The organism is Campylobacter sp. RM9328, from assembly GCF_012978615.1.
In genome coordinates, this window is sequence record NZ_LIWF01000005.1 from 41,176 (window position 1) to 53,339 (window position 12,164).

Below are 12,164 nucleotides of genomic sequence, written 5' to 3' on the forward strand. Positions count from 1 at the left end.
TTTTTATCCTATTATTTTATTTAGTGTTTGACTAGGTCTCATGATATTAGAACTTTTTTGCTCATCCGGATAAAAATATCCACCAAAATCAACTCCATCCCCTTGAATTTCGCAAAGTTCATTTAAAATTTTAGCTTCGTTAGCTAGCAAATCATCTGCTAAATTTGTAAATTCTTTGCCAAGTTCACTATTTTTAAGCTCTTGCGCCCAGTAAAGGGCTAGATAGTAGTGGCTCGCTCTAGTGTCTGGATTTTTAACTCCCATTTGTGGTGATTTGTTATTTTTTAGGTATAAATTTACGGCACCATCTAGTGTTTTAGCTAAAATTTTAGCGTTTTTATTGCCTTTAGAATTAGCAAGATGTTCTAGCGAGGCTATGAGAGCTAGGTATTCGCCAAGACTATCCCAGATGAGATGGTTTTGCTCAATTAGCTCTTTTACTAGCACAGGTGCAGTTCCACCCGCTCCAGTCTCAAACATACCTCCTCCGCAAAGCAAAGGCACGACAGATAGCATTTTTGAGCTAGTGCCAAGCTCTAGTATCGGGAAAAGATCAGTTAAATAGTCGCGCAAGACATTCCCTGTAACGCCTATAACATTTTTACCCTCTCTTATGATGTCAAGGCATTTCTCGCATGCTTTTTCATAGTTTAAAATTTCATACTTTACGCCTGCATTTTCAAATTTCAAAAGATCTATTTTTGATTTTAAATTTCTATCGTGCACTCTGTTTTCATCAAGCCAAAAAACTAGCGGTTCGCCTGTTATCTTGCCTCTATTTAAAGCTAGGTCTATCCAGCTTTTTATAGCATCATCTTTTGCTTGAGTCATGCGGAAGATATCGCCGCTTTGCACATTAAATTTAAATACCTCTTTATCGTCTTTATCAACTACGATAAATTCTCCATCATCTTTTGCAATGAAAGTCTTATCGTGACTGCCGTATTCTTCAGCTTTTTTAGCCATTAAACCGACATTTGAGACGCTTCCTATTTTGGTGACATCAAGTGAGCCTTTTTCTTTTAGGTTGTTTATGCAAGCTTGATAAAGAGTGGCGTAAGTTTTGTCGGGTATTATCGCTAAAGTTTCTTTTGGTTCGCCGTTTTTATCATACATTGTTCCAGAATTTCTTATCATGGCAGGCATTGAAGCGTCGATTATCGTATCGTTTGGAACGTGAAAATTCGTAACACCTTGTGCGCTATTTACCATCGCAACACTTGCCGATGAGGTAAAAATTTCATCAAATTTAGCTTTGATCCTGTTTTGTTCTGTCTCTTTTAGAGTTGAAATTTTAGCAAAGATATCTTTTAAACCGTTGTTTTCATTTATCTCTAGGCTTTTAAAAATTTCACCAAACTCATCAAATGCTTTATTAAAAAAGATCTTTATCGCATGACCAAATATAGCAGGATCGCTTACTTTCATCATCGTAGCTTTTAGATGTAAGCTTACCAGTAAGTCATCATCTTTTGCGCTTTTAAAGGCATCTTGATAAAATTTATCAAGCTTTTTTACACTCATAAAACTAGCATCGATTATCTCATCTTTTAAGATTTCAAGCTCTTTTAGTTTTGTCTTCTCACCATTTTTATTTATAAAATTTATTGTATAAACATCATCTTTTTTACTGATGACAGACTCTTCGTTGGCGTAAAAATCCCCATCTTGCATGTGTGCTACACGAGTTTTTACATTTTTATCCCACTCGCCCGTGGAGTGTGGATTTGCCCTTGCGTAGTCTTTTACCGCCTTTACACAGCGCCTGTCAGAGTTGCCTTGTCTAAGGACTGGATTAACCGCGCTTCCAATTATCTTTGCGTATTTTTTTGCTATCTCTTCATCTTCTTTTGTTTTTATCTCATTTGGATATAACGGTAGATCAAAGCCTTTGCTTCTAAGCTCGCTAATGGCAGCATTTAGTTGAGGAAGTGTTGCTGAAATATTTGGAAGTTTTATGATATTTGCGTCAGCACTCTTTGTAAGCTCTCCTAATAGCTCAAGAGCGTTTTCATGTTTATTAGCTAAAATATCACTAAATTCAGCCAGTATTCGTCCTGCTAAAGATATATCTTTTTGTGATATTTTTATGCCTGCCTTCGATAAAAAACTTTGCAAAATAGGCAATAACGAATAACTCGAAAACAACGGGGCTTCATCCGTCTTAGTCCAAATGATCTCACTCATATTTATTCCTTGGTTTTTTATAAATTTATCGTTTTTTTGTTAAAAAACAATTATAAAATAAAATTTTAAACACTACCTACCTATATTTTGATTATGTTCGGTTAAAGTTTTTGAAAATTTATGTTTTTTTGTTCTTTTATCTCTTACAAAATACAAATAATCACTACTTGCGGGGCTTATCGCCGCTTTTATCGCATTTATAGAAACTGAAGAAACCGGGCTTGGCGGAAGTCCGTCGTTTAGATATGTGTTAAATTTGCTCATGTCAGTGCGTATACGCTCCGGGGTTATCGTCTCATGAGAGTAGATACCATAGTTTAAAGTCCCGTCCATTTGTAGTCTCATGCCTTTTTTTAGGCGGTTGTAGATGACAGAGCTAACAAGAGGCATTTCGTCATTACTTGCTGCTTCTTTTTGGATAACTGAAGCGATGATTAAAAACTTAAACCATTTTTTTTCATCATATTCACCAAAAATTTTCATACTAAGGTCTTGATGTGCTTTTTTTGATGAATTTACAAGATAGTAAGCCAGGTGTCTTTCGCTGATGCCAAGCGGGATTTTATATGTATTTGGCATGATAAAGCCGTCAGGAAGTGGAGATATCGCGTTGTATTCGGCATTTAAAATCTGCTCGTTTAAGCCGAGCTCTTTTGAAATTTGGTTTAAAAATATCACAGTAGTTTCGCCTGGGATTAAAGTTATGTCCTTAAGAGCGGCTTTTGCTACTGTTAATTTACGTAAAAAATCAATCCTGCTTAACTTAGTGCTTTGCATATTTATCCAGCCTGATTGTGGTGATCCGATAAATATCAGTGCGTATTTGTCGATACTACTTAGGTTAAAGTTACGGTTAGATAAATAAGATATAATTTCACCAACACCGCCTTTTGGGACAAAAACGACTTCGCTTGTATTTATAGGACGTGTTAGATATATAAAAATACTTAGGAAAAATATAAGTATGGCATCAAAAAAAATAGCTAAATATGGGTTTTTTATAAAATTTTTAATCATCTTTGTTCTTTCTTTAGTCTTGCTCTTAAAATTTGGAATTAAGGTTGAAAACCTCGAATTTGACGAGCTTAGAATAGAACAATTATACATAAAACTCGATAAAAAACTGATACTTAGAGCAAAAGAATTAAAATTTCCTCAGCTAAAAGTGCAAAAAGAGGAAAAGACCTCAGGTAATTACCTAATCGATGTTACTCAAAGTGCCAAATGGCTTGATATACTTTTTCAAGAAATTTCACTTCACAGCTTAAAAATCGGAGACAATGAGCTTAAAATTTTATTTGAAAACAACTCCTTTTTTGTAGACAACAAGCATTTTGGTCTAGATGTTAAAATGCAAGAAAGAGAAGAAGCCGGGGTTGATAACTTTAACATATCAAACCTTGCTTTTAAGGACTTTAATGTAACCTTGTCTGGCTTTGGAAGTGCTGATATCAAAAAACAAAAATACGCATTTTCTGGAAGTTTTAATTCGTTTGAGATAAACGGAAGGATTGATTTTACGCTTGTAGATGGGATTTTAAGATATAAAGCTTATGACATTAAGGCAAATTCTTTGCGGGATTTTATGAATGATCTTGATTTGAAATTTAACTTAAACGAGGATGTTAAAAATTGGATCTACGGCTTTATTATCGCACAAGATTACAATATCAAAGAGTTAAATGGCAAGGTGGATTTAGAAAATTCGGAATTTTATCTAGATGATCTTAATGCCACAGCCGTTGCAAAAGGCCTAAAGGTAAAATTTGAAAAGAGCCTAGAGGCGGTTGATGTAAAAGAAGCGAGCATAAAACTTAAAAACTCAAATTTATACTTTGATCTTTTAGAGCCGGTATATAAAGGTCGCAAACTTGACGGCTCAAACCTTGTTATCTATAATATTTTTGACGAAAAAGAGGCTGGAATTTTACTTAATCTAAAAACTCGCTCAATGTATGATAGTGTTATAAATGATATTTTAAAAACTTATGATATAAAAATACCGATAAATCAAACAAGTGGAAAAATGGACGCCACACTATTGCTTGATATAAATTTCGATACGATAAACGTCATCGCAAATGGCGATTTTAACGCAACAAATGCGGGCATAGACATAGCGGGAGCGAAATTTAATGCTAAAAATGCCGACATAAAACTCATAAATACAGACATACTAAAGATCGATGCAAAGAATTTTGGTCTTGAGTTTTTTAACAGCGACGCAAGAGCGAACATAGACATCAATAAAAGTGTCGGCGATATAAGAGCAAATTTAAAAAACCTTGATCTTGGCTCAGATGATGCTAAAATTTTAAGCCTCAAAGATGAAAAAATACAAGCAAAGCTTGACTTTAGCGGAGATGATACAAAGCTTAATATATTAAATTTCGACCTAAATTTAAGTTTTGGCGATGAGAATAAAATACAAACAAACAACGCAAGTTTGATCAAACACTCGCCACTTTTAAACCAGATCGGCATAAGTGATTTTAGAGACTTTACGCTTACTACGAAGGATTTTAACACTCTAAACATAGACGCAAACGATCTTAAATTTAACCTGCCTTTTTATCATAAAGACGGTACTAAATACGAAGTAGACGACTTTAACATCGATGTAAACATACAAAAGCTTACCTCAAAAGGTCGCTCAAAAAGCGGACTTATCAAATTTAACACAAAACAAAGCGATGTAAATATCACAACGCAAAATCTCAATTTACAAATAGACACAAATGAAACAAACGATCAAGAGAGGCTTTACGCACTTAATTTATACGCAAAAAATGCCGACGTAACGATAAAAGATCTAAACAGAACACTTACGTTTGACAACTTGGAATTTTATGAGAAAGCCGACGAGATGATAATTAGAGGTTTTCCATCAAACGGGCGTTTTGGATTTGTCAAAAATAACCAAAAAATCGACCTTGACGCCACAGGGATAAGCGGTGAATTTGTTAATCAAATTTTTGGATTTAACAGCTTTGAGAGTGGAAATTTTAGGCTAAAGATACTTGGGGAAAGCAAGGATTTATTTAAGGGTGAGGCGAGATTTCACAGTGCTTACATTAAGGATTATATATTTTACCAACAGCTTTTAAGCTTTATAAACTCCGTTCCTGCGCTTTTAAGCTTTAAAACGCCTGATTTTAACGATAAAGGCTTTACGGTAAAAAGCGGTAAAATTTTATTTGAAAAAGATGGCTCTTTGATAAAATTTATAGCAATAGACATCGAAGGAAGCAGTGCCGATATCGCAGGAAAAGGCACGATAGATCTTGAAAGTAAGGTGATAAATATCGATCTTGAGCTTAAGATACTAAAAGACGCAAGTAATATCATCGATAAAATTCCTGTAGTCAATCAAATCATACTTGGCAAAGAACGCTCGTTTTCAACGCTCATCACCATTCGCGGAACAACGCAAAAGCCGGAGTATTCAACTCAAATTTTACAAGACGCTTTGCTTTCCCCGTTTAATATCATAAAAAATATTATAGAGGCTCCGTTTTTGATTTTTGATTGATTGTTAAGTGTAGTTTAATTTTAAGAATAATACATAAAATTTTATGTATTATTCCATTTTTAGTTGCATGAGCATCATGTCTTCGCCGTCTATAACATCAAGCTCGTTTGAGCCGCAATTTGGGCATAAAAATTCATTTTTATCAAGCTCATTTTCCTTGTTGCAGCTTTTGCATTTTATGATTATATTTTGCAAATTTATAGTAAGCTTGGCGCTATCACATATACTTCCTGCTTTGCAAACATCAAACGCACTTTGTAGATAATGTGGCTCAACTCCGCTTAAACGCCCTATTTTGATGATGATTTCATTAACTTTTTTTGCACCGTTTTTTTTGGCATTTTGCTCGCAAAGAGTGAGTAAATTTTGAGCGATACTTAGTTCGTGCATTAACAGATCCTTGGCAAAAGCTCGCCTTTTGGAGGCTCTAAAAATCTACGTGATTTATAAGCGTTTTCTATAATAACCCTTGAGTTTTTACTATCTAAAATTTCACCTATCTCACTTGCATTTTGGTCAAATTCTTTTAAAATTTTAAGCGCCAAAGGTGCGTCTTCTTCGCTTACGGCAAGGACAAAAGTCCCTTCGTTTGCAAGCTCGTAAGGTTCAAATCCAAATAACTCGCATATCCCCGTAACTTCATCGCTTACTTTTATCTTTTCTTCAAAAACCAAGATGTCAAGGTTGCTAAATTTCGACCACTCGTTTAAAACTGCGCTCAAGCCGCCTCTTGTGGCGTCCCTCATGCAAAGCGGTTTTATGCCGTTTTTTACAAGCTCCAAAACAACACTGTTTAAACTTTTGCAATCACTTTTTAACGCAGAACTTAGCTCAAATTCTTCTCTGCTTGCAAGTATAACGCCACCATGTCTTCCGATATCTCCCGATAACAAAACTTTAGCCTTTGGACGCAAGCTTTTAAGCTCTACATTGTCGCAGATTATTTCGCCGATCCCTGATGTGTTGATAAAAATTTTATCACACTTTCCTCTTGGCACAACCTTTGTATCCCCGCAAACAACCTTTACACCGTCATTTTTACAAATTTCTGCTAGCGAGGTTAAAATTTGCTTTAGCTCATCTATCTCAAGCCCCTCTTCGATGATTAACGAGCAACTTAGATACTTTGCTTTAGCTCCAACCATTGCAAGGTCATTTATGGTGCCGCAAGCTGCGATCTTGCCGATGTCTCCACCGTTAAAAAATATAGGAGTGACCACAAAACTATCGGTGCTAAAGGCACATTTTGAGTTTAAATTTAAGATAGCCGAGTCGTTACTTTGTGATAAAATTTCATTATCAAAAATTTTAAAAATAGTTTCATTTATAAGCGAGTTCATCTCCTCGCCACCACCACCGTGGCTAAGCATTATCTTCATGAAATCCTCTTTGCGTATTTAAAATATGCCGCACAAGCACCCTCGCTTGAAACCATGCAAGAGCCTATTGGATTTTGCGGGGTGCACGCTTTTGCAAAGACTTTGCATTCAAACGGTTTTGCTTGTCCGCGTAAAATTTTACCGCATATGCAGGCCTTGCTCTCGCCTTTGCTTTCTACATTACAGTCAAATTTCTGCCTTGCATCAAGGTGTGCATACTCATCTCGTAGTCTCACACCACTATCTTTTATCACGCCAAGTCCTCGCCACTCAAAGTCACATGGGATAAAGTATTTTGCGATTAGCTCTTTTGCTTTTAAATTTCCGTCTTTGCTAACGACACGTTCGTATTCGTTATAGACCTCATGAGTGCCTAAATTTTGCTGTCTTACTAAATTTAAGACACTAGCCATGATATCAAGTGGCTCAAATCCGCTAATAGCAATCGGTCTTGCAAACTCCTCGCTAAGCTCTTTATAAATTTCACTTCCAGTTATAACACTTACGTGGCTAGGTCCTAAAAATGCATCTATATTGACATTTTCATCTTGCATGATAGCTCGAACCGGAGCGGGAACTGTGACGTGATTTATATGAAAGTATAAATTTTTAATACCCTGCTCTATAGTTTTTTCAACCAGATTTGCGCTCATTGGAGTTGTGGTTTCAAAACCTATTGCAAAAAATATTACATTTTTATCAGGGTTTTGTTTGGCGATTTTAAGAGCGTCAAGCGGTGTGTAAAGCGCGCGTATATCATGCCCTTGAGCTCTTAACTTTTGCAAGCTTGTATATGAGCCTGGCACCCTAAGCATATCGGCTAAGGTGCAAAACACCACACCCTCAAGCGCTGCTAATTTACAGGCTTCGTCTATGCGCGAGCGTGGCATAACACAAACCGGGCAACCCGGACCGTGGATAAAATTTATATTTTTGCCAACTAGATCAGGCAAGGCAAATTTCATAATAGAGTGCGTATGTCCACCGCAAATTTCCATGATATTTAGCGGTTTTTTACTTTCTTTTTTTATTAACGAACTAAGAGTTAAGATAAGTTCTTTATCGCGAAAATCATTTATCAGATCCATCAAAATCCCTTAGTCCCATGTCGCCATCATAGCTGTCTATCACGCCGCTTTTCATGTCTTTGGCTATTTGTTTATAAATTTGTATACTTTCTTGAGCGATCTTTGTGTCTATCTTTTCCATTGCGTATCCGACATGGATTAGGACGTATTCACCAGGGCTTACCGGCTCTGCGATTAGATCAAGACTAACTCTTCTTTGAACGCCAAGCGTCTCAACTAGTGCTACATTATCGCTATCTATCTCGATAACTTTTGATGGTATAGAAAGGCACATTATCTCATCTCTTTTTTAAATTTTAGATACTCAACCCACTTTTGGATACCTTCGCCTGTTTTGCTATCTATCTCGATAATGTCGATTTTGGGATTAAGTTTTCTTGCGTCTTTTTTTACCCTTTCTATATCAAAGTCAAAATAAGGAAGAAGTGAAATTTTACTTATCAAAAGCACATCTGCCGCGCGAAACATTACAGGGTACTTACTTACTTTATCGTCGCCTTCAGGCACTGATATAAGCACTGCGTTAAAATGCGAGCCTACATCATAACTAGCAGGGCAGACTAAATTTCCGACATTTTCTATAAACACCATATCAAGCTCATTTAAAGGCAGATGATGAAGTCCTTCATGTACCATAAAAGCGTCCAAATGGCATGTTTGACCGGTGGTTATCTGGTGAGCCTTACCGCCTGCAAGCACTACACGATCCGCATCTTGGTTAGTTTCTAAGTCGCCCTCGACTACGCCGATTTTGATGTTTGAATTTTTTATAGTAGCTTCTAAAAGAGTGGTTTTACCAGCCCCTGGTGAACTCATTAAATTTACGCATAAAATTTTATGCTCGTCAAGATGAGCTCTATTGTGCTCTGCCTCGGCATCATTTGCCGATAAAATTTTTTCTATAACATCTATCGTTTTGCTTTCATTTAACACCGGATGTGCATGCGAGTGCTCGTGTTCGTGGGCTTTTTTGTCAGTATGAGATAAAATTCCGTCATGAGAATGCGAGTGAGTATGTTTTGTACCGTCCGTATGAGTATGCTCGTGTGAGTGACCAGGCAGCGAGCAACCGCAATCTTTACACATTTTTAGCTCCTTAAATATTAATTTTATAAGTTTAACTCTTTGATTATTAGATAAAGCTTAAATTTAAATTTTAAATTTTTAGAAGAAAAAATGTAGTAAAATTTATGAAATTTTAACTTGACTGTAAATTTTAGAAGCATAAAATTTCATAAATTTAAATACTAAAATAACCTACCACTATAAATTTATATTTTAATTAAAAATATTAAGTGTTATCAGGTGTGCGGAACGGCTGCTTTTGTAAGTTCGGCAAATTTAACACCTTTTAGTCCTGATATCCTATCGCTAAAACGCTTTATTTTATCAGCTTCACCGCGTAAAACAAGCGTCTCAAGACAGTTGTGATGATCTATATGAATGTGTGTTGTGCAGACGATTTTTATATCAGCATCATGTTCAAGCTCTAACATCTTAACAACAAGCTCATTTTGATGATGTGTGTAAATGACCGTTAAAACACCTACAAGTTCGCCACTTGAAGTCTCCCAACTATCTTTTACCATCTTTTCTCTTATGAGATCTCGTGTCAGTTCGCTTCTTGAAGCATATCCTTGCTCTGCGATCTTTTTGTCAAGTTCGTCCAGAAGCGATTTAGGTAAAGAAACGCTAAATCTAATTATCTCATCCATGTTAGCCCCCTTAACTTAAACTTATGTTATTATAAAACTTTAAAGCTTAAATTTTAGATAAAAGATAATAAATTTGACCCAAAGCTATATTTGTATCGTTATCACAAAATTTAGAACAGTGATAAAAATTTATATTTTTATCTTTTAAATTCCTAATCACACGTGATAAAAGTGTAGAATTTTGAAATACTCCTCCAGAAAGCAAGACATCTTTTTTGCCTTCTTTAGATACTTGAGTTACTAGATCTGCGATAGCATTAATAAAGCCAGTAACTGCGTGCCTTGCGTCATCTTTTAGAGCCGATTTAAAGGCATTTTTAAAATTTATAACACCATTTTTTATCTCAAATTTATAAGAATAGTCCAAACTTTCATCATAAAATTTATCAAGCTCCATACCGCTTTGGGCTTCGTAACTTATACTTTCTAAACCCAAGATAACGCTTGCAAATGCGTCAAACACGCGGCCTAAAGAGCTAGTGTGTATATTGGTAACATTATGCGCTGATTTTAGTGCCAAAAGCCTTTTTGCGTCAAATTTTGATAAAAATTCTCTCGCTTCATCTTCAAGATCGTATTTTAATATGATAGAGTAAGCGATTTGATAGATGTTTTTTATGCTATTTTCGCCACCTATTAGTTTAAATTCATCAAAACAATAAAGCCTTTTATAGCCGTTTTGATCTATTTTTAATACCTCTCCACCCCAAATTTTACCATCCTCACCATATCCTGTACCATCAAAACAAAAGCCGATGTATTCGCCATCTTTTGGTAAATTATGCTCAAACATAACAGCTAAAAGATGTGCATAATGATGCTGGATGGCACTTAAAGTAAATCCCTGCTCTTTAGCCCATTTTGTATTTAAAAAATGCGGGTGAAGGTCGCAAATCACGTGATCAAATTTAAGCTCGTAGGTTTTAACAAAAAGGTTTAAAACATTTAAAAATCTATCAAAAGTAGCTACATTTTTAAGATCTCCAATGTATGGGCTTATCATAATTTGCCCGTTATGATAGATGGCAAATTGATTTTTGAGTTCGGCACCAAGGGCTAAAAATGTCCCTTTTTTGTTGAAATTTGAATGAAAAAAGTATGGATTAAGCCCGCGCGAAGTGCGTGTAAAATTTATCTCCTCTTGAACCGCAAAAGCGATACTATCGTCACTGGGAGAGTAAATTTGCCTATCGTGGTCAAGATAAAAATCAATCACATCGCCAAGCTTATAAAGTAGCTCTGCTTCGTTATATATCACCGGCTCACCGGAGATATTTGCGCTAGTTGCCACGATATTTGTATCAAGGTATTCAAAAAGTGCTAAATGGATACCGCTAAATGCTAGCATAATGCCAAGACGGTTTAAATTTGGCGCGATACTTGGCGCTAAAGTGCTGTTTGGCTTTGCTTTTAAAAGCACGATCGGCTTTAAAATTGAAGTTAAAAGCTCCTCTTCCTTACTTGAAATTTCAGCCAGTTCTTTAGCGTTTTGCAAATTTTTACACATTATAGCAAACGGCTTGTGCGGGCGATGTTTGCGAAGTCTAAGCGCATTTATCGCATTTTGATTATGCGCGTCGCAAACTAGATGAAAGCCGCCAAGTCCTTTTATGGCTAAAATTTTACCATCTTTTATAAGCTGCGTGGCTTGTTTTATCGAGTCTTCGTTTTGGGTTAAAATTTTACCGACTTTATCTTTTAACATAAGCTTAGGACCGCATTTTGGACATGAGATGGGCTGTGCGTGATAGCGACGATCGAGTGGATTTTTATACTCACTCTCGCAACTTTCACACATATTAAATTCATTCATGGTTGTGTTTATACGATCATATGGCAGGGATTTTATGATAGAAAATCTCGGACCGCAATTCGTGCAGTTTATAAATGGATATAGATAGCGAGGATTTGACCGATCATAAAACTCTCGTTCGCACTCTTTGCAAATAGCAAAATCAGGTAGTATGGCAGCTGCTTTTTGGGCTGATCTAGAAGCAATGATGTTTAGCTCGTCAAAGACTTTATCGCCTTTAAATTTCCTTAGCTCATCTATCCTAGCAAGCGGCACTAGCTCAGCAAATAGTGCCTTTTCAAATGATAATAGCGCCTTTTCTTTTCCATAAAGGCTTAGCTTTACACCTTCGTCGTCATTGTAAATTTCACCCTTTAGTCCATACCTGATCGCTAGTGAATACACAAATGGTCTAAAACCAACACCCTGAACTAAACCTGAAATTTCAAAATTATAATTTATCATTTGAAA

General features: G+C 35.9%; 10 protein-coding genes. 1 reads left to right on the top strand and 9 read right to left on the bottom strand.

The annotated features are described in order from the left end of the window. Positions 1-3: 3 nt before the first annotated feature. Positions 4-2,187 (bottom strand): NADP-dependent isocitrate dehydrogenase, encoded by a 2,184-nt coding sequence (locus CCAL9328_RS04575; RefSeq protein ID WP_170000119.1) that lies wholly within the window; start codon positions 2,185-2,187, stop codon positions 4-6. 72 nt (positions 2,188-2,259) lie between these two features. Continuing rightward, a complete protein-coding gene (gene mltG, locus CCAL9328_RS04580; protein ID WP_170000120.1) occupies positions 2,260-3,204 on the bottom strand; it encodes an endolytic transglycosylase MltG in 945 nt (314 codons plus the stop codon). Between mltG and CCAL9328_RS04585 the strand changes: the two genes are divergently transcribed. Then, a complete protein-coding gene (locus CCAL9328_RS04585) occupies positions 3,152-5,719 on the top strand; it encodes a YhdP family protein (protein ID WP_170000121.1) in 2,568 nt (855 codons plus the stop codon). The genes mltG and CCAL9328_RS04585 overlap by 53 nt on opposite strands. A 48-nt stretch (positions 5,720-5,767) precedes the next feature. On the opposite strand, the gene hypA is transcribed toward CCAL9328_RS04585, so the two are convergent. From hypA to hypF, 7 genes are all read right to left on the bottom strand, one after another. Further along, positions 5,768-6,109, bottom strand: a complete 342-nt coding sequence (hypA, locus tag CCAL9328_RS04590; RefSeq protein ID WP_170000122.1) for a hydrogenase maturation nickel metallochaperone HypA — start codon at positions 6,107-6,109, stop codon at positions 5,768-5,770. After that, positions 6,109-7,098 carry a hydrogenase expression/formation protein HypE gene (hypE, locus tag CCAL9328_RS04595; protein WP_170000123.1) on the bottom strand — a complete coding sequence of 330 codons (990 nt, stop codon included), beginning with the start codon at positions 7,096-7,098 and terminating at the stop codon, positions 6,109-6,111. Before hypE ends, hypA begins: the two co-directional genes overlap by 1 nt. Further along, positions 7,095-8,186: a hydrogenase formation protein HypD gene (hypD, locus tag CCAL9328_RS04600; RefSeq protein ID WP_169935928.1), complete on the bottom strand. Its 1,092-nt coding sequence runs from the start codon at positions 8,184-8,186 to the stop codon at positions 7,095-7,097. The genes hypE and hypD overlap by 4 nt, the downstream gene beginning before the upstream one ends. Then, a complete protein-coding gene (locus CCAL9328_RS04605; protein WP_169971730.1) occupies positions 8,170-8,460 on the bottom strand; it encodes a HypC/HybG/HupF family hydrogenase formation chaperone in 291 nt (96 codons plus the stop codon). The genes hypD and CCAL9328_RS04605 overlap by 17 nt, the downstream gene beginning before the upstream one ends. After that, on the bottom strand, positions 8,460-9,272 hold the full coding sequence (hypB, locus tag CCAL9328_RS04610; protein ID WP_170000124.1) for a hydrogenase nickel incorporation protein HypB: 813 nt from the start codon (positions 9,270-9,272) through the stop codon (positions 8,460-8,462). The genes CCAL9328_RS04605 and hypB overlap by 1 nt, the downstream gene beginning before the upstream one ends. Positions 9,273-9,487: 215 nt before the next feature. Then, positions 9,488-9,901 (bottom strand): nickel-responsive transcriptional regulator NikR, encoded by a 414-nt coding sequence (gene nikR / locus CCAL9328_RS04615; RefSeq protein WP_169935934.1) that lies wholly within the window; start codon positions 9,899-9,901, stop codon positions 9,488-9,490. Positions 9,902-9,947: 46 nt separating this feature from the next. Further along, on the bottom strand, positions 9,948-12,158 hold the full coding sequence (hypF, locus tag CCAL9328_RS04620) for a carbamoyltransferase HypF (RefSeq protein ID WP_170000125.1): 2,211 nt from the start codon (positions 12,156-12,158) through the stop codon (positions 9,948-9,950). Positions 12,159-12,164: the final 6 nt, after the last annotated feature.